This is a genomic window from Micromonospora sp. DH14, assembly GCF_029809455.1.
In the GTDB taxonomy this organism is placed as follows: domain Bacteria; phylum Actinomycetota; class Actinomycetes; order Mycobacteriales; family Micromonosporaceae; genus Micromonospora; species Micromonospora parva.
In genome coordinates, this window is record NZ_JARVKT010000002.1 from 145,629 (window position 1) to 167,630 (window position 22,002).

The 22,002-nt window shown below is 73.1% G+C and carries 24 protein-coding genes and 1 pseudogene; 19 read left to right on the forward strand and 6 right to left on the reverse strand.

The genetic code is table 11. The features are described from left to right. Positions 1-66: 66 nt before the first annotated feature. Positions 67-429 carry a hypothetical protein gene (locus tag QCZ28_RS04805; protein WP_030327985.1) on the reverse strand — a complete coding sequence of 121 codons (363 nt, stop codon included), beginning with the start codon at positions 427-429 and terminating at the stop codon, positions 67-69. A gap of 13 nt (positions 430-442) precedes the next feature. Next, complete coding sequence (locus QCZ28_RS04810; RefSeq protein ID WP_074315118.1) at positions 443-757, reverse strand: hypothetical protein; 315 nt, start codon at positions 755-757, stop codon at positions 443-445. A gap of 356 nt (positions 758-1,113) precedes the next feature. On the opposite strand from QCZ28_RS04810, the gene folP reads away from it, so the two are divergent. The 7 genes from folP to QCZ28_RS04845 all read left to right on the forward strand — a co-directional run bounded on the left by folP (position 1,114) and on the right by QCZ28_RS04845 (position 5,707). Next, positions 1,114-2,010 (forward strand): dihydropteroate synthase, encoded by an 897-nt coding sequence (folP, locus tag QCZ28_RS04815; protein ID WP_279515399.1) that lies wholly within the window; start codon positions 1,114-1,116, stop codon positions 2,008-2,010. Continuing rightward, positions 2,007-2,375 carry a dihydroneopterin aldolase gene (gene folB, locus QCZ28_RS04820; RefSeq protein WP_279515400.1) on the forward strand — a complete coding sequence of 123 codons (369 nt, stop codon included), beginning with the start codon at positions 2,007-2,009 and terminating at the stop codon, positions 2,373-2,375. Before folP ends, folB begins: the two co-directional genes overlap by 4 nt. Then, positions 2,372-2,899, forward strand: a complete 528-nt coding sequence (gene folK / locus QCZ28_RS04825; protein WP_279515401.1) for a 2-amino-4-hydroxy-6-hydroxymethyldihydropteridine diphosphokinase — start codon at positions 2,372-2,374, stop codon at positions 2,897-2,899. Before folB ends, folK begins: the two co-directional genes overlap by 4 nt. Positions 2,900-2,918: 19 nt before the next feature. Beyond that, positions 2,919-3,455, forward strand: coding sequence for a DUF3180 domain-containing protein (locus tag QCZ28_RS04830; protein ID WP_124775478.1), 537 nt, complete (start codon positions 2,919-2,921; stop codon positions 3,453-3,455). Between the two features lie 118 nt (positions 3,456-3,573). Beyond that, positions 3,574-4,788 carry an ABC transporter permease gene (locus QCZ28_RS04835; protein ID WP_279515402.1) on the forward strand — a complete coding sequence of 405 codons (1,215 nt, stop codon included), beginning with the start codon at positions 3,574-3,576 and terminating at the stop codon, positions 4,786-4,788. A gap of 53 nt (positions 4,789-4,841) precedes the next feature. Then, positions 4,842-5,150 (forward strand): hypothetical protein, encoded by a 309-nt coding sequence (locus QCZ28_RS04840; protein ID WP_279515403.1) that lies wholly within the window; start codon positions 4,842-4,844, stop codon positions 5,148-5,150. 53 nt (positions 5,151-5,203) lie between these two features. Next, the gene (locus QCZ28_RS04845; protein ID WP_279515404.1) at positions 5,204-5,707 is read left to right on the forward strand and encodes a hypothetical protein; all 504 of its coding nucleotides are present in this window, start codon (positions 5,204-5,206) and stop codon (positions 5,705-5,707) included. Between the two features lie 39 nt (positions 5,708-5,746). On the opposite strand, the gene QCZ28_RS04850 is transcribed toward QCZ28_RS04845, so the two are convergent. Beyond that, positions 5,747-6,751 (reverse strand): ABC transporter ATP-binding protein, encoded by a 1,005-nt coding sequence (locus QCZ28_RS04850; RefSeq protein ID WP_279515405.1) that lies wholly within the window; start codon positions 6,749-6,751, stop codon positions 5,747-5,749. 2 nt (positions 6,752-6,753) lie between these two features. Between QCZ28_RS04850 and QCZ28_RS04855 the strand changes: the two genes are divergently transcribed. From QCZ28_RS04855 to QCZ28_RS04870, 4 genes are all read left to right on the forward strand, one after another. Then, positions 6,754-7,440 carry an ABC transporter permease gene (locus QCZ28_RS04855; RefSeq protein WP_030327965.1) on the forward strand — a complete coding sequence of 229 codons (687 nt, stop codon included), beginning with the start codon at positions 6,754-6,756 and terminating at the stop codon, positions 7,438-7,440. Next, on the forward strand, positions 7,437-8,177 hold the full coding sequence (locus QCZ28_RS04860) for an ABC transporter permease (RefSeq protein WP_279515406.1): 741 nt from the start codon (positions 7,437-7,439) through the stop codon (positions 8,175-8,177). Before QCZ28_RS04855 ends, QCZ28_RS04860 begins: the two co-directional genes overlap by 4 nt. 200 nt (positions 8,178-8,377) lie before the next feature. Further along, positions 8,378-9,382 (forward strand): glycine betaine ABC transporter substrate-binding protein, encoded by a 1,005-nt coding sequence (locus QCZ28_RS04865; protein ID WP_279515407.1) that lies wholly within the window; start codon positions 8,378-8,380, stop codon positions 9,380-9,382. Positions 9,383-9,491: 109 nt separating this feature from the next. Beyond that, positions 9,492-11,120, forward strand: a complete 1,629-nt coding sequence (locus QCZ28_RS04870; RefSeq protein ID WP_279515408.1) for a hypothetical protein — start codon at positions 9,492-9,494, stop codon at positions 11,118-11,120. 18 nt (positions 11,121-11,138) lie between these two features. On the opposite strand, the gene QCZ28_RS04875 is transcribed toward QCZ28_RS04870, so the two are convergent. From QCZ28_RS04875 to QCZ28_RS04885, 3 genes and pseudogenes are all read right to left on the reverse strand, one after another. Beyond that, positions 11,139-12,326, reverse strand: coding sequence for an NADH-quinone oxidoreductase subunit D (locus tag QCZ28_RS04875; protein WP_279515409.1), 1,188 nt, complete (start codon positions 12,324-12,326; stop codon positions 11,139-11,141). Further along, a pseudogene (locus QCZ28_RS04880) lies at positions 12,323-13,583 on the reverse strand (SAM-dependent methyltransferase). The gene QCZ28_RS04875 and the pseudogene QCZ28_RS04880 overlap by 4 nt, the downstream one beginning before the upstream one ends. A gap of 90 nt (positions 13,584-13,673) precedes the next feature. After that, the gene (locus QCZ28_RS04885) at positions 13,674-14,396 is read right to left on the reverse strand and encodes an NAD-dependent epimerase/dehydratase family protein (protein WP_279515410.1); all 723 of its coding nucleotides are present in this window, start codon (positions 14,394-14,396) and stop codon (positions 13,674-13,676) included. Positions 14,397-14,514: 118 nt separating this feature from the next. Between QCZ28_RS04885 and QCZ28_RS04890 the strand changes: the two genes are divergently transcribed. From QCZ28_RS04890 to QCZ28_RS04925, 8 genes are all read left to right on the forward strand, one after another. Continuing rightward, positions 14,515-15,090: a TetR family transcriptional regulator gene (locus QCZ28_RS04890; RefSeq protein ID WP_279515411.1), complete on the forward strand. Its 576-nt coding sequence runs from the start codon at positions 14,515-14,517 to the stop codon at positions 15,088-15,090. Positions 15,091-15,201: 111 nt separating this feature from the next. After that, positions 15,202-16,176: a DUF2520 domain-containing protein gene (locus QCZ28_RS04895; protein WP_279515412.1), complete on the forward strand. Its 975-nt coding sequence runs from the start codon at positions 15,202-15,204 to the stop codon at positions 16,174-16,176. Next, positions 16,173-17,021, forward strand: coding sequence for a pantoate--beta-alanine ligase (gene panC / locus QCZ28_RS04900; protein ID WP_279515413.1), 849 nt, complete (start codon positions 16,173-16,175; stop codon positions 17,019-17,021). Before QCZ28_RS04895 ends, panC begins: the two co-directional genes overlap by 4 nt. 44 nt (positions 17,022-17,065) lie before the next feature. Next, positions 17,066-17,494, forward strand: a complete 429-nt coding sequence (panD, locus tag QCZ28_RS04905) for an aspartate 1-decarboxylase (RefSeq protein ID WP_279515414.1) — start codon at positions 17,066-17,068, stop codon at positions 17,492-17,494. A gap of 96 nt (positions 17,495-17,590) precedes the next feature. Continuing rightward, positions 17,591-18,487 carry a septum formation family protein gene (locus tag QCZ28_RS04910; protein WP_279515415.1) on the forward strand — a complete coding sequence of 299 codons (897 nt, stop codon included), beginning with the start codon at positions 17,591-17,593 and terminating at the stop codon, positions 18,485-18,487. 108 nt (positions 18,488-18,595) lie between these two features. Further along, positions 18,596-20,293, forward strand: a complete 1,698-nt coding sequence (locus QCZ28_RS04915; RefSeq protein ID WP_279515416.1) for an L-aspartate oxidase — start codon at positions 18,596-18,598, stop codon at positions 20,291-20,293. Positions 20,294-20,304: 11 nt separating this feature from the next. Next, complete coding sequence (nadC, locus tag QCZ28_RS04920; protein WP_279515574.1) at positions 20,305-21,207, forward strand: carboxylating nicotinate-nucleotide diphosphorylase; 903 nt, start codon at positions 20,305-20,307, stop codon at positions 21,205-21,207. A 17-nt stretch (positions 21,208-21,224) separates the two neighbouring features. After that, positions 21,225-21,983 (forward strand): type III pantothenate kinase, encoded by a 759-nt coding sequence (locus tag QCZ28_RS04925; RefSeq protein ID WP_279515417.1) that lies wholly within the window; start codon positions 21,225-21,227, stop codon positions 21,981-21,983. Positions 21,984-22,002 lie beyond the last annotated feature (19 nt).

A 22,002-nucleotide genomic window follows, 5' to 3' on the forward strand; every position in this document is an offset into this window, starting at 1 on the left:
CCGCCTCAGCGACTGTCGGCAGACCCGTGCCCGCGTCCGGTGACGGACCGTTCGCCGTGCTTCCGGTCATGCCAGCTCCTCCCGAATCCTGATCCGGCTGCCGACCAGACGCGGATCACGCTGCTCGACGGCCGGCTCCCGGGTGCGTCGCCAGTCGGTCAGCGCGGTGCGGATGACCACCCGCGCCGGCCGATCGGGGTCGACGTGCCGGAAGATGAACGACGTGGTCACGATGGCGAGCGCGATCTCCCAGGCCGGGAAGAGCTCGACCGTCAACGTGAACAGCCAGTGGATGAACATGTAGAGGGGGACCAGCAGGATGAAGAGCCCGTACTGGGCGTAGGGCAGGTGGACCGGAAGGGTGTAACCGGGCGGCCCGAGGTAGACCAGGCGGGCCCGGTAGATGTCGTCGTCGGTGCGCAGCCGCATCTGGTGAACGCGCCTATTCGAAGATCAGGTCGATCAGGTAATCGCCGACGAAGAAGAGTGTTGCCGCGCCGGCGATGAAGGCGAGCCCGACGATGGCGATCGCGGAGCTGGTCAGCACCTTGGAGATCTCGCCTCGGCTGGCACGCCCGATGAAGATGACGCCCAGGACGGCGAGCAGGATCGGCGCGATCTTGCTGGCGAAGAAGGTGACGACACTGTTGGTGTCGATCCCCTTCGGTGCCGGCTCCGCGAGTGGAGTCGACGCCAGGGTGGAGAGCGCGTGGGCGACGCCGGACGACGCCGTCTCCATGAGCTCGAAGGCGATCACTGGAACCTCCCCATAGCGCGGCCGGCGGTGCCGCGGCGGTGCAATAGGCAAGCCTTGCGGGAAAAGTGCTCCACAGGGCATGGCGTTCTTGACCCTGTGTTCGTTACTCACCACGGAGGGTGGCGAGGTTTGGGCGGATTTCCCCCGCTTCGGCCCTCCCTCCAAGCTTCGCCATCTCGATGCTGGCCAATTCCAAAGCGTACGGGCCGCCCCGGATTGCGACAAGCCGCGAAGGGCCTGCCCGATGCTGCCCGGATGACCGATAGTACACCTGTTCTAATTGGCACGTCAGGGCCAGTGCCATAGGGTCGACCCGGGTCGCTGGGCGCCGCTGCCGCGACCGGTACCGTCTAGTCGTGACCGATCTGGTGCGGGCCTCGGGCCCGGTGGTGATGGGCGTCCTCAACGTCACGCCGGACTCCTTCTCCGACGGCGGACGGTACGCCGACCTGGACGCTGCCGTCGGACACGGCGTCCGTCTGCGCGACGCCGGCGCGCACCTGGTCGACATCGGCGGCGAGTCGACCCGTCCGGGCGCTGAGCGGATCGACGCCGCGACCGAGGCCGAGCGGGTGTTGCCGGTGATCCGTGAGCTGACCGCCGCCGGTGTGACGGTGAGCGTCGACACCAGCCGCGCCCGGGTGGCGGAGGCCGCGCTGGCCGCAGGCGCGGCCGTGGTCAACGACGTCTCCGGTGGCCTGGCCGACCCGGACATGGCCCGCGTGGTCCGCGACGCGGGCTGCCCGTGGGTGCTGATGCACTGGCGTGGCCACTCCCGGGCGATGCGCGAGCTGGCCACCTACACCGACGTGGTGGCCGACGTGCGGACCGAGTTGGCCCAACGGATCGACGCGGCGCTGGCCGCCGGGGTGGCCGCCGACCGTCTCGTCGTCGACCCCGGGCTCGGCTTCGCCAAGACGGCCGCCCACAACTGGGAGCTCAGCGCCCGCCTGCCGGAGTTGCTGGACCTCGGCTACCCGCTGCTCTTCGGGGCCAGCCGGAAGTCGTATCTCGGCGGCCTGCTCGCCGCCCCGGACGGCACGCCGCGACCGACCGCCCAGCGGGAGGCGGCCACCGTGGCCACCAGCGTGCTGGCGGTCGCCGCGGGCGCCTGGGGCGTACGCGTGCACGACGTGCGGGCCACCACCGACGCGCTCGCCGTCTGGGCCGCCACCGGCAGTCCCCGTCTCGCCGCCGCGTCCCGCGACCACTGGCGAGCGCAACACGATCACGAACACGAGGTACGGCGATGACGACGGACCGGATCCAGCTGACCGGCCTGCGGGCGCACGGCCGGCACGGGGTGTACGACTTCGAACGCGCACAGGGGCAGGACTTCGTTGTCGACGCCGTCCTGGAGCTGGACCTCGGCCCGGCCGCGGCCAGCGACGACGTCACCGCCACCGTGCACTACGGCGAGCTGGCCGAACGCCTGGTCGCGGTGGTGACCGGCGAGCCGGTCAACCTGATCGAGACCCTCGCGGACCGGCTCCTCACGGTCTGCCTGGCAGACGTTCGGGTCGACTCCGCGACGGTCACGGTGCACAAGCCGGAGGCTCCGGTGCCGCACACCTTCACCGACGTGGCCGTCACCATGACCCGGGCGCGTGCCCGGTGACCCGGGCGGTTCTCTCGCTCGGCAGCAATCTGGGCGATCGCCTGGAGCACCTGCGTACGGCCGTCGCCACCCTCGGCGACGCGGTGCTCGTACTCTCCGGGGTGTACGAGACTCCACCGTGGGGTGACACCGACCAGCCCGCGTACCTCAACGCGGTGGTGCTCGCCCAGGACGACAGCGCGACCCCGCGCGACTGGCTGGAGCGGGCCCGCGACGCGGAGCGTGCGGCCGGTCGGGTCCGGGACCCGCAGCGGCGGTTCGGGCCGCGCACCCTCGACGTGGACGTGATCGCGGTCTGGGGCGACGACGGCGAGCCGGTGCTCAGCGACGACGCGGAGCTGACCCTGCCGCACCCCCGGGCCCACCTGCGCGCCTTCGTGCTGCGCCCGTGGATCGACATCCAGCCGTACGGTCGGCTGCCCGGTCACGGCTGGCTGACCGACCTGCTGACCACCGGCCCGGCGGCGGACGAGGCGTTGGAACTGCGTCCCCGGCCGGAGTTGGCGTTAGAGTCGACGGCATGACCGAGCGGAACCGGCCGGCATGACGCAGGCGAAGCCCCCACCCCGCGGGTCGGGCCCGGACGGGTCCCGGATGGGCCCCACCCGGATCTCGACCCTGGTCGTGGCCGGGCTGGCCGCGGCGGCGGTGGCCTGGCTGCTGATCAGCACCCTCTACTACAGCGGCATTCCCCGGTTGCCCTGGCTGCCGGTGGTGACGCTGGCCGGGCTCGCCGTGCTGGAGGCGTACGCGGCGATCAACACGCGGGGTCGGATCGAGCGCAAGCCGGGCCGGGACCCGGTCAACCCGCTGATGGTCGCCCGCTTCGTGGTGCTGGCCAAGGCGTCGGCACTGGCCGCGGCGATCTTCGCGGGCTTCTACGCGGGGCTCACCGGTTGGCTCTTCGTGGAGACCACCCGGGCCGCCCTGGACGATCGACCGGCCGCTGGTGGGGGCCTGCTCGCCTCACTGGCCCTGGTCGGTGCCGCGCTCTGGCTGGAGCGCTCCTGCCGGGTGCCGGAACGCCCGGACGACGAGCGCGAGCAGGACCCACGCGAGAGCCGCCCCGGCCAGCGCTGAGCAGGGGGTTACGCCCGGCTGCGGGCGCGGGTACGGTGCCTGCGATCAGAGAGCGAGGCCGCCCAGGGTCCGTCCGTGCGCCGGACCGGGGGCGGTCGGCCACCGGGGAGGCGGCGTCATGGGGTACGAAGAAGCGGGCCGGGACCGGTCGGCCGAGCCCTCGTCGGGCGTGCCGGCCGCGGTGCTGGAGAACGTCTTCGACGACCCCACCCACGGTGAACCCGGCCGGGACCGGATCGGCGTACACCTGGGGTGGGAGCTGGTGCTGCTGGCCGGTCTGGCGGCCGTGAGCTGGCTGCTCTGGCAGGAGGACCCGGCCGCGGTGCGCGACGGCAACCTGCGCACCCTGCTGATCGACGCGGTCGGGTTGGGGTTGCTCGCGCTGGCCGCTGGGCTGAGTCTGCGGACGGCCGCGCCCAACCTGGCCATCGGCCCGGTCGCGGTGGCGGCGGCTCTGCACTACGCCGAGCAGGGTGACCGGGGCCTGCCGGCGTCGATCGGCGCGGCGGTGGCGGTCGCGGCGGTGGGCGGCCTCGCGCTGGCGCTGGCCGTGGTGGTGCTGCACGTGCCGGGTTGGGCCGCCAGCCTGGCCGGTGCCGCCGCCGTGGTGGTGTACATCGAACGCCGGTCGGCGCCCGTGCTGGTGCAGGGTGACTACGAACCGACCAGAAGCGCCGGGTACCTCTTCGCCGGCTTCGCCGCGGTGGCTGTCCTCGGTGGGCTGTTCGGCGCGATCCGGGCGATCCGCCGGCTCGTCGGCCGGTACCGGCCGGTCGGCGACGCGGCCCGCCGCCGGGGTGCGGTGGCCGCCGTGGTGACCGCTGTCGCGCTGGTCGTCTCCACGGTGCTGGCCGCTCTCGCCGGTGTGCTGCTCGCCGCGAACGACCCCGGCCCGGTGGCGCCGACCTCGGGGTTGGACTGGACGGTGCTGGCAGTCGGCGTGGCCCTGCTCGCCGGCACCAGCGCGTACGGCCGCCGGGGCGGGGTGTTCGGCACGCTGCTGGCGGTCGGTCTGGTCGCCGTCTTCCAGGTGTACGCCTCAGAGCGCGACTGGACGTTGAGCAACTGGGTGGTCGGCGGGGCCGCGCTCGGCGTCGGGCTGCTGGCGACCCGGCTGGTCGAGACGCTCGGGCGACCCCGGGCGGGCGGCCCCGAGCAGCCCGAGCCGGTCAGCGACGGCACGATCAGCTCGGGTTGGACGATGCCGCAGCAGCAGTCGGTCGACAACTGGCCGCCCACCCTGCCGACCCAGGCCGCGCCCCCACCCGCCGACCCGTGGCGGGATCCGCGCTGGGAGGACGGCCCGCGGCGGTGGGACACGGACGGGCGGTGAGCCGCGTCGCGTCCGCCAAGCCGGAGCTGATCTCGACCGTTAGGCTCGGCGACATGACCGACACACCTGCCGCCACCCCCGGCGGAACCTCGTTCGAGGAGCTTGACGCGTTGTCCACCGAGGAGCTGCGGGAGCGGGCGTTCGCCCGGGCCCGGGAGCGCCGGGACGTGGGGTTCTACTGGTCGGTGCTGCGCCACCTGCCGAACGCCGATGAGGCCACCGTGCTGGACGGCGCCCCGAACTCGATCGGCCCGACGATCGACGAGGCCAACGCGTTGTGGCGGGAGCTGACCGGTCACGGGTACGAGGAGTCGGCGCCGCTGCTGCGGGCCGCCTTCATCGACTACCTGATGAAGCACTGAGCCGCTCGGGGCAGCCCAGGTCCGCCCGATCCAACGGTGCGGGGGCTGGGCGGATGGCGTCGTTCCTGCACCGTTCCGGCCCGGTCAGCCGCTACGGCACGGCCGCCGGCACCGGCGCGCTGGCCGTGTTGCTGCTGGTCGGCATCTGCGGCAGTCCGGCGTACACCGGTTGGGCCGCCACCTTGACCGACCCGGAGTCGGGCGGTGCCTTCTACGCGCGCCTGCTCGCCTGGCCGGCCTGGCGGCTGGACGCGGACGGTCAGGCCGGCGGGTTGTTCGCCGCCGACGTGCGGGCCGTGCTGCTGGTGGTCCTGGCGGTGGCCCTGCTCTACCTGCTGCCCGCCGCCCAGGTCGCCCGGGTGCCCGGCCCGGTCAGCCAGTTCTTCTCCGGCTGGGCCGCGTACGTGCTGGCCGGTGGGCTGGCCGCCGTGCTGGCGGTGCTGCTCGGCCCGGCACCGTCGCTGCTGGGGGCACTGCAGGGTGCCAGCACCGGTGCCGGTTACGGCTTCCTCACCGGCTGGATCATCGGGGTCGCCAGCCTGGGCGGTCGCGCCTGACCGACCCGACCGAGGCGGGGTCACCCTCGGGGTCGCGGGTCAGGTGGTGGGGCGGCTGAGGTCGAGGAGGCGCTGTCGGCTGAGCGTGCCGACCGGCCGGCCGGCGTCGGTCACCAGGAGCCGGTCCCGGCCCGAGGTGAGCAGGACCGCCAGCGCGTCGTACGCGGAGCCGTCCACCGCCACGGTGGGCAGGTCCGCGCCGGTGCCCTCGGGCACCGGCTCCAGCGCGTCGCGGTCCAGTGGGGTCACCGCCAGTCGGCGGATGCCCCGGTCGGCGCCGACGAACTCGCGTACGAATTCGGTGGCGGGTGCGCCGAGCAGCGCGGCCGGGGTGTCGTACTGCTCCAGGTGCCCGCCCGCGGAGAGCACCGCGATCCGGTCGCCGAGTCGGACCGCCTCGTCGAGGTCGTGGGTGACCAGCACGATCGTCTTACGCACCTCGGCCTGAAGGCGCAGGAACTCCTCCTGGAGGCGGGCCCGGACGATCGGGTCGACGGCCGAGAACGGCTCGTCCATCAACAGCACCACCGGGTCGGCGGCGAGTGCGCGGGCCACCCCGACGCGCTGGCGCTGGCCACCGGAGAGCTCGTGCGGGTAGCGACCACCGAACTCGGCCGGGTCCAGCCCGACCAGGTCGAGCAGCTCGTCCACCCGGGCCCGGGTCTGGCTCTTGGGCCAGCGGAGCAGGCCCGGCACTGTGGCCACGTTGGCCCGCACCGTCTGGTGTGGAAAGAGGCCGACGTTCTGGATCACGTACCCGATCCGACGGCGTAGGCGCACCGGGTCGACGTCGGTGACGTCCTCGTCGCCGAGCGTGATGCGTCCGGCGGTCGGCTCGATCAGGCGATTGATCATCCGCAGCACTGTCGACTTGCCGCAGCCGGACGGGCCGATCAGCACCACCAGTTCGCCGGCCCGGACGTCCAGGCTGAGGTCCCGGACAGCTTCGGTGCCGTTCGGGTAGCGCTTCTGGATGCCGTGCAGGGAGATCGACGCCGCGCGAGGTGATTGGGCCACGCTGGCAGCCTCCGGGGTAACGTCCACGTATGTCCTTCCGCCTGAGCTACCTGGCCGACCCGGGTAACCCCTGGTTCTCCTGGCAGTACGTGCGGGACAACTCTGACACGATCCTCGCCGCGGTGCGCGAACACGCCTCCCTCACCGGGCGGGCGGTGGTGATCGCGGTGCTGATCGCCCTGCCGTTGTCGGTGCTGGCGTACTGGTTCCGTCCGCTCGCCGGCCCGATCCTCGCTGTCAGCGGGGTGGTCTACACCATCCCGTCCCTGGCGCTCTTCGCGTTCATCGCCCCGTACCTGGGCACCGGTGCGACAACGGTGCTGGTCGGGCTGGTCCTCTACGCGCTGCTGCTGATCGTGCGCAACGTGGTGGCCGGTCTCAACCAGGTGCCGCCGGAGGTTCGGGAGGCCGCCGAGGGCATGGGTTACGGCAGGTGGAGGCGGCTGTTCCGGATCGATCTGCCGCTGGCGCTGCCGGGCATCGTGACCGGCGTACGGCTGGCGACCGTCTCGACGGTGGCGCTGGTCACGGTCGGGGTGCTGGTCGGGCACGGCGGGCTCGGGCAGTTGATCTTCGCGGGCTTCCAGAACAACCTCTACAAGGCCGAGATCATGACCGCCGCGCTGCTCTGCGTGGCGCTCGCGGTGGTGCTCGACCTGCTGCTCATCCTGGTCGCCCGGCTGGTGACCCCCTGGTCCCCCCGGAGGGCGCGGTGACAGTGGCGGCGAACCCGATCGGGCAGGCGATCACCTGGATCAACGACCCGCTGAACTGGACCAACCCTGGCGGCATGCTGGACCGGCTCGGCGAGCACCTGACGATCTCCGCCCTGGCGGTGGCGCTCGGGTGCCTGGTGGCCTGGCCGCTCGGGCTCTGGCTGGGGCACCTCGGCCGAGGTGGCGGTCTGGTGGTGTTGATCTCCAACGCGACCCTGGCCATCCCCACCCTGGCGTTGCTGACCATCCTGCCGGTGGTCTTCGCCAGCGGCTTCGGGAAGACGCCGGTAGTGGTGGCGCTGGCCGTCTTCGCCGTGCCGCCGTTGCTGGCCAACGCGTACACCGGGGTGCGGCAGGCGGACCCGGAAGCCCGTGACGCGGCCCGGGGGATGGGTCTGTCCAGCGCACAGTTGCTGCGCCGGGTGGAGTTGCCGCTGGCCGTGCCCTATCTGGCGGCCGGCTTCCGGACCGCCGCGGTTCAGGTGATCGCGACCGCCGCGCTGGCGTCCTTCGTCAACGGCGGTGGCCTGGGCCAGATCATCCGCACCGGCTTCGGGATCGGTATCGCGGCCGGCGGCGGGCAGATCGTCGCGGGCGGTGTGCTGGTGGCCGGGCTCGCGCTGCTCGCCGAGGTGGTCCTCGGCGGTGTCGAACGGCTGGTCACCCCCAAGCCACTGCGACGCGGGCGGCAGCGCCTGGGACGGCCCCGGGCCGCCGACGCCACCGGGAGCGCGTGACCCGTCCGGGTGGGCGGGCGTCGAACTGACCACACGGCCCGGTTCCTTCGGTGACGATGGGGTGACGAAGTCCATCCCAAGTTGTCGGTCGGTTGCGGAGCATGTTGGGTGGATATTCGCGGGCGACCGACAGTCAGGATCGCCCGTCGGACACGCGGCCGGCCCGGGACGGGCCGCGCCGGGACACGGAAGGCGGGCACATGCGCGCACGTACACGTCTGGCGATCGGGGCGGTCAGCGCCGTCGCCGGGGCAGCGCTCCTCACCGGCTGCGGTGACGCCGGCTCGTCCGGCACCGACGCACCGCAGCCGAGCGCCTCCGGCGCCGGATGCGCCCCGGTCGCCGGTCAGCAGCTCATCGCTCTGCAGGACGACAAGAAGCTCCAGAACTCCGACAACGTCATTCCGGCGGTCAACAGCAAGGCGGCCAACCCGCAGTTGATCGCGGCGCTGGACAAGGTCTCCGCCACGCTCGACACCCCGAAGTTGATCCAGCTCAACAAGGCGGTGAACGAGGACCGCAAGACCCCCAAGGTGGCGGCCGAGGAGTTCGCGTCCGCCAACAACCTCACCGCGGGCATCGCCAAGGGCCCGGGCGGCGACATCACCGTCGGCGCCGGCAACTTCGCCGAGAGTCAGATCCTCGGCGAGCTGTACCGGATCGCGCTCACCGCCGCCGGTTACCAGGTCAAGGTGCAGCAGATCGGCAACCGGGAGCTCTACGCGCCGGCTCTGGAGAAGGGCGAGATCCAGGTCGTCCCGGAGTACGCGGCGACCATGGCCGAGTTCCTCAACACCAAGGCCAATGGCCAGAACGCCCAGCCGATCTCCTCGCCGGACATCAACACCACGGTGACCGCGCTCAAGGCCGAGGGCGACAAGGCCGGCCTCACCTTCGGCACCCCGGCCGCCGCGCAGGACCAGAACGCCTTCGCGGTGACCCAGGCCTTCGCCGACAAGTACGGCGTGCGGACCCTCTCCGAGCTGGCGGCGAAGTGCTCCGGCAGCGCGACGGTGCTGGGTGGGCCGCCGGAGTGCGAGCAGCGTCCGTTCTGCAAGCCGGGCCTGGAGAAGACGTACGGGCTGTCGGTCGGCAAGTTCTCCTCACTGGACCAGGGCGGGCCGCTGACCAAGAGCGGGCTGCGCGACGGTTCGATCAGCGTGGGCCTGATCTTCTCCTCGGATGGTGCCTTCGCCACCAGCTGAGCCCTCCCCGCACGCGCTGTGGACGCCCCCGCCCCCGACCGGGTGGGGGCGTCCACGCGTCCCGGGGACCCGTTCCCTCCGCCGGACATCGTGGGTAGGCTGCACATCCATGCCAGCCCCGGCCACCCCCGACGCCCGGCGTCAACCACCGCTGCTGACCATGCTCTTCTGGGCGGGCGTCGCTCTCGCACCGGTGGCGGCGCTGATCCTGCTGGTGGCCGACGGCAACGGCCCGCTGCGCTTCGCCGCGGTGCTCGCCATCCTCGCGGTGGTGTTGATCGGTCTGTCCATCGCGCTGCGGCCCGAGGGCGAGGTCGACTCGGTGCGGACCGACGAGCTGCTGGACGAAATCGAGGGGCTGCGTCGGGAGCTGCGCAGCGAGATCGTGGCCGCCGCGCAGCGCGGCAATCAGGCGCTCGACCAGGCGCAACGGGCCCAGGAGGCGATCGCCGCGGTGCGCCGCCGACTCGACGTCAGCGGTGCCGCGCTCGCCGGTGCCGCCCCCGCTGTCGAGCCGGCAGGCGCCGGGCGGGCGCGGGTGGCTGCTGCCGTCGAGCCGCCGGTGGACGACACGCCGGCGGCCCGTAGCCGGGTCCCGGGTGACGCGTCGGCCGGCCGGGCCCGGGTGTCGAGCCCCGACGACGCGCCCCGGTGGGGGCGCTCCGAGCACGCGGACGACGACGAGCCGGGGTACGCGCGGGCAGCCCCCGAGCCACCGGCCACCGCCGGGACGTACGGCGGGGAACGACCGGCGGCCACCGCGTACGGCTCAGCCCGACCCCGGGAGCACGACCGCCCCGAACCGGCCCACCGGCCGGGTGGCGTGGTCAGGCACACCGAGACCGTGCACGTCACCACCCGGCACACGGTGGTGGACGGCGGCGCGGCCGAACCCGCCGGGCGCTACGGCGGCGGGTACGCCGGCCAGTGGACCCCGCCCGCGCAGGAGTGGACCCGGGGCGGCGACGCGGACGAGCGCCCCCGCCCGGCCGGCCGGGCGAGGAGCGAGCCGGACGAGCGCCCCCGAGCCGGGTACGGCGACGAGCCGGGCTGGACGGGTCGCCGCGACGAACCAGAGTGGACCGACCGGCGCGACGGGTACGCCCCGCCCGACGAGCCCACCCCGCCTTCCCGGTCGCACCGCACCCCGGAGCGGCCGGCGGCCGCCTCCTGGGACAGCCCGGACGATCGGGGCTGGTCGGAGCAGCGTGACCGAGCGGCTGCCGCGCCGCAGCCCGGGCCGCCCCTGCGGGCTGACGACACCGGCGAGTACTGGTCGCAGCTGCGGACCGGTGACCGGTGGGCCGCCGTCCGCGACGACGAGGACGGCCGCGAGTTGCGGGTCGGCGAACGCCGGGCCGAGGTGCACGCCGACGCCACCGGCACCGAGTACCGGATGGCCGACCGCTGGGCCGCCGTCCGCCACGAGGAGCCGCGCCGCTACGAGGACGCGGGCGGTTACGAGGAGCCGCGCCGCTACGAGGACGCGGGCGGTTACGAGGAGCCGCGCCGCCACGACCGCGACGGTGGCTGGCGGGACGAGCCGGGCCGGCCCGCGTTGCCGGCGGGCGGTGTGCCGGTGCCCGACGAGTGGCGTCCACCGCGCCAACGCGGCCACCAGGCGGAACCCGCGCCGGAACGGACCGGCCGGCGGCGGGTCGACGAGCACTACGGCTACCCGCCCCAGGACGACGTGCCGCGCGCCGGGGGCGCGCCACCCGCCGACCGCTGGCGCTGACCGGTCAGCCGGCTCGGGTCACTTGTCGATGTCGCCGACCACGAAGAACATCGAGCCGAGGATCGCGATCAGGTCCGGGACCAGGCAACCGGGTAGCAAAGTGGCCAACGCCTGCACGTTCGCGTACGAGGCGGTGCGCAGCTTCAACCGCCACGGCGTCTTCTCGCCCCGCGACACCAGGTAGTAGCCGTTGATGCCGAGCGGGTTCTCCGTCCAGGCGTACGTGTGTCCCTCCGGCGCCTTGAGCACCTTCGGCAGCCGGGTGTTGATCGGCCCGGTCAGCCGGTCCACCCGGTCCAGGCACTGCTCGGCGAGATCCAGCGACGCGTACACCTGGTCGAGCAGCACCTCGAACCGCGCGTGACAGTCCCCGGCCGTCCGGGTGACCACCGGCACGTCCAGCTCGTCGTAGGCCAGGTAGGGGTCGTCGCGGCGCAGGTCCAGGTCGAGCCCGGAGGCTCGGGCCACCGGGCCGGACGCACCGAACGCGGCGGCGTCCGCGGCGGACAGCACACCCACGCCGACGGTGCGGGCCAGGAAGATGTCGTTGCGGCGGATCAGGTGGTCCAGGTCGGGCAACCGGCGGCGTACCTCACCGATCGCCGCGCGGGCCCGCCCGGTCCACCCGTACGGCACCTCCTCCTTGAGGCCACCCACCCGGTTGAACATGTAGTGGATCCGGCCGCCGGAGACCTCCTCCATCACCGCCTGGATGGTTTCGCGTTCCCGGAAGGCGTAGAAGATCGGCGTGATCGCCCCGATCTCCAACGGGTACGAGCCGAGGAACATCAGGTGGTTGAGCACCCGGTTCAGCTCCGCGAGGGCCATCCGCAGCCAGGTGGCCCGCTCCGGCACCTCCATGCCCATCAGGCGTTCCACAGCGAGCACCACACCCAGCTCGTTGGAGAACGCCGACAGCCAGTCGTGCCGGTTGGCCAAGACGATGATCTGCCGGTAGTCACGCACCTCGAAAAGCTTCTCCGCGCCCCGGTGCATGTAGCCGACGATCGGTTCGCAGGCGACCACCCGCTCGCCGTCGAGCACCAGCTTCAACCGCAGCACACCGTGCGTGGAGGGGTGCTGCGGGCCGATGTTCAGCACCATGTCGGTGCCGAGTTGCTGATCACCGGTGCCGGCGACCAGACCGGCCCCGGTGCCGACGGTCAGTTCACGAAGGTCCCCGGCGTCGGTGGTCATGTCCGTCATCGTGCCACGACCGACCCGAGCGGGATGCCGACCGGCTGGCGCAACCACAGGTGCCCGCCGAGCCCGGCCGGGTCGGTCAGCTCGGCCACCGCCGACGCGGCGGCCAGCGCCCGCACGTAGCCGGCCGGGTCGGTGCCGGCCAGGCCGAGCGGCGGTCGCCCACCGTCGGCCCCGAGCGCCCGCAGCGCCTCCCGCTGGAGAACCATTGAGTACGCGCACCGGGCGACCGCCGCACCGGCGGAGGCGACCGAGTCCATGGCCACGTGGGCTGTCACATCACTCGACCCGTCCGGCACCGGAGGCACCTGCCGCCCACCCCGGTACCCGGTCAACGTCCCGTCCACCGGTCGGTCGCCGCTCAGGTGCCCGTAGTCGACCGCCACCGCGAGGCCGCGTTCCATCTTCCGGACGACGCTCGCCCAGGCTTCGTCGCGCGTTCGTCCGATCTCGGCTCGTCGGTGGTCACCGCTGGGGGTTTCCGACCCCGGTCTACCGATCTCTGGGCGGTCATCGCTGTGGGGGGTTTCCGGGCAGCCCTGGATCCGGATCACTGGTCGCACTCGGAGAGCCGGTGGGGTCGGGCCACCAGGTGGTCAGCCAGTCGAGGTCGTCGGGGGTGACCGGCTCGCCGATGGTCTCCACGCCGCTGTCGGGGTCGACGAGCACGTATCGCCAGCCGTCGGCGGTGTGCACTGCCACGTCCAACGGGACGTTGTCCAGCCACTCGGTGGCGATCAACAGTCCGGTGATCCCGTCGGGAATCTCAGCGGTCCAGTTGATCTCTTCGGGCAGGTTCTCGGGGCGCTCGGCGTACTCGACTGCTGTGAAGCGGACGCGTTCCGCGAGCGACTGACGAACGGTGACCGACGACGGCTCCTCGCCCAACGGACGGGCTGAGGCTGTGGGAGTCAGGGTTTCCGGGGAGCCCGACCACGCAGGGATCAAGCCTGACCGCCCGGAGTGGGCGGGCTCCCCGGAAACCCCCACCGCGCCCCCGGCGAGGGCCGAGGATGCGACGAGCCCATTCAAGGCGTGTAACAGCTCCCCCCGCCCAGCACCCACGTCGACCACGTCGAGCCGTGGCGGGTGGCCCAGAGCGGCGTCCACCTGCGTGAGCAGGCGCAGCAGGGCGGTGGTGAACGCCGGGGACGCGTGCACGCTGGTCCGGAAGTGGGCGGCCGGCCCGCCGCCGGCCACGAAGAAGCCGTCCGGCCCGTAGAGGGCCTGGTTCATGGCATCCCGCCAGCGGATCGGCATCAGGTCACCTTCGGTTCAGGGTGCGTCACCGTGCCGACCCTACGGTCACCGGTTGTGGGCCGACCCGTGATCCCCCCGGGGTCGTGCCGTTCATGCCGTCCGGAAGTAGTGCCCTTCGTGCAGGTCGGCGATCAGGTCGGGGTGGGTCGGGGTCCAGCCCAGCAGGTCGCGGGTGAGGGCGGACGACGTCGGGTTGTCGATCTGCACGAACGAGCCGAGGAAGCCGAAGTGCTCGTCGGCCTCGGCGGGGCTGATGCTCCGGACCGGGAGGCCGAGGTTGTCGCCGATGGCCGTCGCGATCTGTCGGAAGGGGACGCCTTCGTCGGCGGCTCCGTGCAGGCGCGTGCCGGCCGGGGCCTTTTCGAGGGCGAGTCGGTAGAGCACTGCCGCGTCGATCCGGTAGCCGCCGCCCGGGAAGGTGTCGTGTTCGGTGCCGGGGCGGCCGACGATGCCGCCCATCACCAGCATGGCCGTCCCGCCGGTGCCGACCAGGGGTTTGCCGGAGCCGGCCAGGCCGTCGGCGAGTGCGGTGAGTGCGTCCAGGTCGGTCCTGGCGGCGCCGGCCAGGTCGCCGTTGACCATGAGGTCGTGGCGGAACGCCAGGTGGATGACGCCGTCGGCGGCGGCAGCCTCTTCCCGAAGCACGTCGAGGTCGGCCAGGTCGCCGCGGTGTGCCTGGGCGCCGAGCTTCTCGATGGCGGCGGCGGACGTGTCGGAGCGGGCGAGGCCGACGACCTCGTGCCCGGCGGAGAGCAGTTCCGGGACGACTGCGGAGCCGAGGTGGCCGGAGGCGCCTGTGATGAATACGCGCATGGTGGTTCCTTCGTGAGTGCCGATGTCACCTTGCGACATAACCGTAGCCCGGATGATGTCACATCGCGACATGCGGACGAGCTTAATGTCGCAGTGTGACGTCGGATACCATCGCCGCATGGCCCGCTGGCAACCGGACGCGCGCGGCCGCCTGGAGGCGGCCGCCTTCGAGCTGTTCCGCGAGCGCGGCTTCGAACAGACCACGGTCGCCGACATCGCCGCCCGTGCCGGCCTCGACAAACGCACCTTCTACCGGCTCTTCGGGGACAAGCGCGAGGCGCTCTTCAGCGGCAGCGGGCGCGTCGAGGAGGTCCTGGTCCAGGCGGTGACCGAGACCGACGCCGGCCCCTTCGAGGCGGTCGTCGCCGCCTTCCGCCGGGTGGCGGAGGAGCTTTTCGCGGACCGTCTCGAGCTGGTCCGGGCGCGGCAGGCGATCATCGAGAGCAGCCCGGAGCTGCAGGAGCGTGAACTGCGCAAGACCGGCTCACTCGCCGCCGCCGTCACCGCCGCCCTGCGCGCCAGGGGCCTCGACGAGACCACTGCCACCCTGGCCACCGAGTCGGGCGCGACGGTCTTCCGGGTCGCGTACGCCCGCTGGGTCGCGCCCGGCAGCGACGCCCCGCTCAGCGACCTGATCGCCGAGGTGGCCGCCGAGCTACGCGCCATCACGTCAACCCCGACCGAAACGCCCTGACGAGCCGTCTCGTCGGTGGTGAAGGTTTTCACACATCCTTGTCCCGGTTCGGCGGGCCGGGCGCATACTTGCGATCGACCGGTACCCCTTCTCGAGGACTGGATCATCGACATGAGCGCACCGATGCGCCCGCGTCCGGCCGCCCCACCCGGGCCTGCCGCGTCGTGGGACAGCGCCGTTCCCGGCGCCCGCGCCACCTCCCGTCTGCTCACCGTCGGTGTCGTCGGAGCGGGCCGCGTCGGTGCCGTGCTGGGTGCCGCGCTCGCCGCCGCCGGGCACCGGGTGGCTGCCGTCTCCGGCAGCTCCGGAGCCAGCCGCGCCCGCCTCGCCCTGCTGCTGCCCGAGGTGCCCCGCCGCCCGGCCGCCGCGGTGGCCCACGCCGCCACTGACCTGCTGCTCATCGCGGTACCGGACGACCGGCTGGCCGCTGTGGTGGCCGATCTCGCCCAGCGGGGTGCGCTGCACCAGGGCCAGATCGTCGCGCACACCTCGGGAGCGCACGGGCTGGCCGTGCTAGGGGCGGCCGTCTCGGCCGGAGCCCGCCCGCTCGCCCTGCACCCCGCGATGACCTTCACCGGTACGCCGGACGACCTGCCCCGCCTCGACGGCATCTCGTACGGGGTGACCGCCCCGGCGGAGTTGCGCCCGCTGGCCGCCCGGCTGGTCGCCGACCTCGGCGGCGTGCCCGAGTGGGTGGCCGAGTCGGACCGCCCGCTCTACCACGCCGCGTTGGCCCACGGCGCGAACCACCTGGTGACCCTGGTCAACGAGGCGACCGACCGGTTGCGCGACGCCGGGGTGTCCCGGCCGGAGAAGGTGCTCGCCCCGCTGCTGCGGGCCGCCCTGGAGAACGCGCTGCGGCTCGGCGACGACGCGTTGACCGGCCCGGTCTCCCGTGGCGACGCGGGCACCGTACGGCGGCACCTGGACCGGTTGGCGGCCACCGCGCCGGAGTCCGTCCCCGCGTACCTGGCGTTGGCCCGTCGTACCGCCGACCGGGCGATCGCCGCCGGCCGCCTCCGGCCGGTGGACGCACAGTCGCTGCTCGGTGTGCTGGCCGACAGCGGTCGGGAGGTGGCGGCATGACCCAGGTGGTTCACACGCGGGCCGAGTTGGCCGAGGCCCGGGCCGGGCTGAAGGGCACGGTCGGGGTGGTGATGACCATGGGTGCGCTGCACTCCGGGCACGAGACGCTGCTGCGCGCGGCCCGGGAACAGGCCGACCACGTGCTGGTGACGATCTTCGTGAACCCGTTGCAGTTCGGCCCGAACGAGGACTTCGACCGCTACCCGCGCACCCTCGACGCCGACCTGGAGGTGTGCCGGCGGGCGGGCGCCGATCTGGTCTTCGCCCCGTCGGTGGCGGACATGTACCCGGACGGGCAGCCCCGGGTCCGCCTCGACCCGGGTCCGCTCGGCGCTGAGCTGGAGGGGGCTAGCCGTCCCGGCTTCTTCCACGGCGTGCTCACCGTGGTGCTGAAGTTGCTCCAGCTCACCCGGCCGGACCTGGCGTTCTTCGGCGAGAAGGACTACCAGCAGCTGACCCTGGTCCGGCGGATGGCCCGCGACCTGGACGTGCCGGTCGAGGTGGTCGGCGTGCCGACCGTCCGCGAGCCGGACGGGCTGGCCCTGTCCAGCCGCAACCGCTACCTGAGCGAGTCGGAGCGGGCCGCCGCGCTGAGCCTGTCCGCCGCGTTGCGGGCCGGTGCGCGGGCCGCCGACGACGGTCGGGACGCGGGGGCGGTGCTGACCGCGGCGCACGCCGCGTTCGGTGCCGGTGCGCCCGGTGCCCGCCTCGACTACCTGGTGCTCACCGACCCCGACCTGGAACCGGGACCGGTGTCCGGGCCGGCCCGGTTGGTGATCGCCGCCTGGGTGGGTGCCACCCGGTTGATCGACAATGCGGCGATCCACCTCGCCCCGCGCCCCTGACCCGGCCGCACCACCCTCCACCAATCCCGCGAAAGGCCACCTCGATGTTGCGGACCATGCTCAAGTCGAAGATCCACCGAGCCACGGTGACCCAGGCCGACCTGCACTACGTCGGTTCGGTGACGGTGGACGAGGACCTGCTCGACGCCGCCGACCTGCTCCCCGGCGAGCAGGTCGCAATCGTGGACATCACCAATGGCGCCCGGCTGGAGACGTACGTGATCCCGGGCGAGCGGGGCAGCGGCGTGATCGGCATCAACGGTGCCGCCGCGCACCTGGTGCACCCCGGTGACCTGGTCATCCTGATCTCGTACGGGCAGATGGACGACGCCGAGGCCCGGTCGTACCGGCCCCGGGTGGTGCACGTCGACGCCGACAACCGGGTGATCGAGTTGGGTGCCGACCCGGCTGCGGCGGCAGCCGGCACGGCCGGGAACCCGGTGCCCAGCCCGTTGGCCGTGTCCGGAGTCTGATCCCGGGTACCACGATTCCGGTCTGTCACCGGACTGTCATTTCCGGTTACCCTGGGCGCGCTGGCGGAAGCCGGTCGGTGGCTGGGGGAGGCCGCGATGCGCCGTGCCATGACGACCCTGTTCGCCGCTGTTGCCGCGGCGGCGCTGCTGGTGGGCTGTGCCGGGTCCGACGGCCTGGACGGTGATCTGACCGACGACTGGGCGGCCCTGCCGGCGCCGTCGGCGTTCACCCCGGCAGCCGGCGTGTGTCACGCCGCCGACTTCACCGACCTGGTCAGCCTGGCCAGCTACCAGCCGGTGGACTGCACCGGCCCGCACCGGCTGGAGACCGTGCACGTGGGGGCTTTCCCGGTCGAGCGGACGACCGCCCCGGCGGGTGGTTCGACGGAGTTGCGCGGCGCGTTCGCCGAGTGCGACACCCGGGCGGCCGGCTACCTGGGTGACGACTGGCGGTCGGGTCGGCTGCGGCTGTCAGTGGCGCTGCCCAACGGGCAGGGCTGGGCGGCGGGTTCCCGGTGGTTCCGCTGTGACGTCACCGAGCTGACCACTGTCGAGGCGGCGGCCACCGTGGTGGTCCGGTCGGGCAGTCTGCGGGACGCCTTGAAGGGGCCCACCGCGCTGCGCCTGGGTTGCCAGCGGACCCGCGCGGGCGCCGGCCGGGGGGTGCAGACGTTGATCCCGGTGGAGTGCGGCGCACAGCACGACGCGGAGTTCGTCGGGGTGTGGCGCGCACCGGATCGGGCGTACCCGACCCGGGACGCCGACTGGCTGCCGCTCTACACGGGTTGCCGCAGCGTCCTCGCCCGGTACGCGGCTGTACCGGACAACGCCGAGCTGCGTTTCCGCAGCGGTGTGGTGGTCCGACCGCCGGGGGCGGGGCGCTGGAAGGTCGGTGATCGGGGGGTCCGCTGCTATCTGTGGCTCAGCGACCGTACGGTGACCGCCTCCCTCAAGGGCGCGGGCCCGGCGGGTCTGCCGGTGCGGACGAAGTGACAGTGGCCTGACGGTCGGCGCGGGGCGGCGGGCGCCGGACGGCGTCGCCCAAACCACTCGTCCCGCCCCCGCCGCCCCGGGCGAGGACGGTTCGGGTTGACTGGGGGAATGCGTTTCCCGACCGTCGACCTGCCTGCCCTGCCCACGCTGCTGGCCGCGCCCGCGCCCGGCTGGGTGGAGACCACCGACGTGATCGTGGTGGGTTCCGGCGTGGCCGGGTTGACCGCGGCGCTGCACCTGCGCGAGGCGGGTCTGCACGTCACGGTGGTCACCAAGGTCAACATCGACGATGGCTCGACCCGCTGGGCGCAGGGCGGCATCGCCGCCGTGCTCGACCCGGCCGACTCCCCGGCGGCGCATGCCCGGGACACCGAGGTCGCCGGGGTCGGGCTGTGCGACCCGGCGGCGGTCCGGGTGCTGGTCGAGGAGGGCCCGACCCGGCTGCGTGAGCTGATGCGGATCGGCGCCGAGTTCGACAGACACCCGGACGGCTCGTTGATGTTGACCCGCGAGGGCGGGCACCGGGCGGACCGGATCGTGCACGCCGGCGGGGACGCCACCGGCGCGGAGGTGCAGCGTGCCCTGCACGCCGCCGTGCAGCGCGACCCGTGGATACGGCTGGTCGAGCACGCCCTCGTGCTGGACCTGCTGCGCGCGCCCGGCGACGGCCCGGACGGGCTCGGCCCGGCGTGCGGGATCACCCTGCACGTGTTGGGCGAGGGCAGCGAGGACGGCGTCGGCGCGCTGCTGGCCCGCGCGGTGGTGCTCGCCACCGGCGGAATGGGGCAGGTCTTCTCGGCCACCACCAACCCGGCGGTCTCCACGGGTGACGGGGTGGCGCTGGCGCTGCGGGCCGGCGCGGCGGTGACCGACGTGGAGTTCGTCCAGTTCCACCCGACCGCCCTGATCACCCCGGCCGGTGCGGGGGTGCCCGGGGCCGGGCACGCGCAGCAGCCGCTGGTCTCCGAGGCGTTGCGCGGCGAGGGCGCGTACCTGGTGGACGCGGACGGCAAGCGGTTCATGGTGGGCCAGCACGAGTTGGCCGAGCTGGCCCCCCGGGACGTGGTGGCCAAGGGCATCCACCGGGTGTTGGTGGCCACCGGGGCGGACCACGTCTTCCTCGACGCGCGGCACCTGGGCGGCGACTTCCTGGCCGGTCGGTTCCCCACCATCGTGGCGTCCTGCCTGGCGATCGGCGTGGACCCGGCGACCGACCTGATCCCGGTGGCGCCGGCCGCCCACTACGCCTCCGGTGGGGTCCGGACCGACCTGCGCGGCCGTACCTCCATCCCCGGCCTGTACGCCTGCGGCGAGGTGGCCTGCACCGGCGTGCACGGCGCGAACCGGCTGGCCAGCAACTCGCTGCTGGAGGGGCTGGTCTTCTCCCGACGGATCGCCGAGGACATCGCGGCCGGCCTGCCCGAGCAGGCCCAGCCGGCGGACGTCGGCGCCTGGCGTGGCGGTACGGGCTGGGTGCTGCCGGCGGAGGTGACGCCGACCCTGCAACGGGCGATGACCCGGGGGGCCGGGGTGCTCCGATCCGCGGCGACGCTGGAAGAGACGGCCGGGACGTTGACCGAGCTGGGTGTCGCCCGGGGTCGCCCGCGCACCGCCGACTGGGAGGCGACGAACCTGCTGACCGTGGCGTCGACGCTGGTCGCCGCCGCGTACGCCCGTGGTGAGACCCGGGGCTGCCACTGGCGGGAGGACTTTCCGACGGCCGACGAACGGTGGCTGGGCCATCTCGTCGGGGCGGTCGGGGCGCAGGGCCGGGTGACGCAGCAGTGGGAGGGGAGTTCACAGTGAGCGCGACGGAGATGGCGTTGACGGGGCCGACGGTGGTGGCGTTGCAGGCGGCCGGGCTGGACCCGGCACAGGTGCGGCAGGTGATCGAGGGCGCGCTGGTCGAGGATCTGGGCCCGGACTTCCTGGACGTCACCAGCGTGGCCACCATTCCGGCGGAGCAGACCGACACGGCCGATCTGGTGGCCCGCGCGGACGGGGTGTTGGCCGGGATGGCGGTGGCCGCCGCCGTGTTCGAGCTGGTGGGTGACGTGACGGGCTTCGGTCGTACCGTCGAGGTGTCGGTGCTGGCCCGCGACGGTGAGCGGGTGGCCCGCGGTGACGTGCTGGCGACAGTGACCGGCCCGACCCGGTTGCTGCTGACGGCCGAGCGGACGGCGCTCAACCTGCTCTGCCGGATGTCCGGGGTGGCCACCCACACCCGGGCCTGGGCGGACGCGCTGGCCGGCACGAAGGCGATGGTGTTGGACACCCGCAAGACGACGCCGGGCCTGCGGGCTCTGGAGAAGTACGCGGTGCGGGCGGGCGGTGGCACCAACAAGCGGATGGGCCTCTACGACGTCGCCATGATCAAGGACAACCACAAGCTGGCGGCCGGGGGCATCACGGCGGCCTACCGGCGGGTCCGGGAGGCGTTCCCGGAGGTGCCGGTGCAGGTCGAGGTGACCAGTGTCGACGAGGCGGTGGAGGCGGTGGAGGCCGGGGCGAACTTCCTGCTCTGCGACAACATGACGCCGGAGGCGCTGGCCGAGGCGGTGGCCGCGGTGGGTGACCGGGCGGAGCTGGAGGCGACCGGTGGGCTGACCCTGGAGGTGGCCGGCCGGTACGCGGCCACCGGCGTGGACTTCCTCTCGGTGGGCGCGTTGACACACTCGTCGCCGATCCTGGACATCGCGATGGACCTGCGTACCGACTAGTTGTCTAGGCTGCGTGCGTGCTGCTCTGCATCGACATCGGAAACACCAACACCGTGCTGGCGACCTTCGAGGGCGACAAGCTGGTGCACTCCTGGCGGATCAAGACCGACGCCCGCTCGACGGCGGACGAGCTGGGTCTGATGTTCCGAGGGCTGCTCGCCGGGGACAACGTCGAGATCACCGGCGTGGCCGCCTGCTCCACCGTGCCGGCCGCGTTGCGGTCGCTGCGGACCATGCTCGGCCGCTACTACGCCGACCTGCCGAGCGTCATCGTCGAGCCGGGCGTGCGGACCGGCGTGCAGTTGGCGATCGACAACCCGAAGGAGGTGGGCGCCGACCGGGTGGTGAACACCCTGGCGGCGTACACCCTCTACGGCGGCCCGTCGATCGTCGTGGACTTCGGCACCACCACCAACTTCGACGTGATCAGCGAGCGCGGTGAGTTCCTGGGCGGCGCGTTCGCCCCGGGTATCGAGATCTCCTTCGACGCGCTGGCCGCCCGGGCTGCGCAGTTGCGCAAGGTGGAGGCCACCAAGCCCCGCTCGGTGATCGGCAAGAACACCGTGGAGTGCCTCCAGGCCGGCCTGTACTTCGGCTTCGCCGGGCAGGTGGACCGGATCGTCGAGCGGATGACCGAGGAGTTGGGCGAGGTGCGGGCGGTGATCGCCACCGGCGGCCTCGCCTCCCTGGTGATCAACGAGTGTCGCAGCATCACCCACCACGAGCCGATGATCACGCTGATCGGCCTGCGGATGGTCTACGAGCGCAACCGGTGACCCCGGCCGCCGTCGGGGG

Coding starts and splice junctions, on each gene's coding strand:
- QCZ28_RS04830 (WP_124775478.1), top strand. CDS start 2,919: ATGACGCAGGCGAAGCCCCCACCCCGCGGGTCGGGCCCGGACGGGTCC.
- QCZ28_RS04805 (WP_030327985.1), bottom strand. CDS start 429: ATGCGGCTGCGCACCGACGACGACATCTACCGGGCCCGCCTGGTCTAC.
- QCZ28_RS04840 (WP_279515403.1), top strand. CDS start 4,842: ATGACCGACACACCTGCCGCCACCCCCGGCGGAACCTCGTTCGAGGAG.
- nadC (WP_279515574.1), top strand. CDS start 20,305: ATGGCGTTGACGGGGCCGACGGTGGTGGCGTTGCAGGCGGCCGGGCTG.
- QCZ28_RS04865 (WP_279515407.1), top strand. CDS start 8,378: ATGCGCGCACGTACACGTCTGGCGATCGGGGCGGTCAGCGCCGTCGCC.
- folB (WP_279515400.1), top strand. CDS start 2,007: ATGACGACGGACCGGATCCAGCTGACCGGCCTGCGGGCGCACGGCCGG.
- panC (WP_279515413.1), top strand. CDS start 16,173: ATGACCCAGGTGGTTCACACGCGGGCCGAGTTGGCCGAGGCCCGGGCC.
- QCZ28_RS04885 (WP_279515410.1), bottom strand. CDS start 14,396: ATGCGCGTATTCATCACAGGCGCCTCCGGCCACCTCGGCTCCGCAGTC.
- QCZ28_RS04895 (WP_279515412.1), top strand. CDS start 15,202: ATGAGCGCACCGATGCGCCCGCGTCCGGCCGCCCCACCCGGGCCTGCC.
- QCZ28_RS04910 (WP_279515415.1), top strand. CDS start 17,591: ATGCGCCGTGCCATGACGACCCTGTTCGCCGCTGTTGCCGCGGCGGCG.
- QCZ28_RS04835 (WP_279515402.1), top strand. CDS start 3,574: ATGGGGTACGAAGAAGCGGGCCGGGACCGGTCGGCCGAGCCCTCGTCG.
- QCZ28_RS04845 (WP_279515404.1), top strand. CDS start 5,204: ATGGCGTCGTTCCTGCACCGTTCCGGCCCGGTCAGCCGCTACGGCACG.
- QCZ28_RS04870 (WP_279515408.1), top strand. CDS start 9,492: ATGCCAGCCCCGGCCACCCCCGACGCCCGGCGTCAACCACCGCTGCTG.
- QCZ28_RS04890 (WP_279515411.1), top strand. CDS start 14,515: ATGGCCCGCTGGCAACCGGACGCGCGCGGCCGCCTGGAGGCGGCCGCC.
- QCZ28_RS04875 (WP_279515409.1), bottom strand. CDS start 12,326: ATGACGGACATGACCACCGACGCCGGGGACCTTCGTGAACTGACCGTC.
- QCZ28_RS04855 (WP_030327965.1), top strand. CDS start 6,754: ATGTCCTTCCGCCTGAGCTACCTGGCCGACCCGGGTAACCCCTGGTTC.
- panD (WP_279515414.1), top strand. CDS start 17,066: ATGTTGCGGACCATGCTCAAGTCGAAGATCCACCGAGCCACGGTGACC.
- QCZ28_RS04915 (WP_279515416.1), top strand. CDS start 18,596: ATGCGTTTCCCGACCGTCGACCTGCCTGCCCTGCCCACGCTGCTGGCC.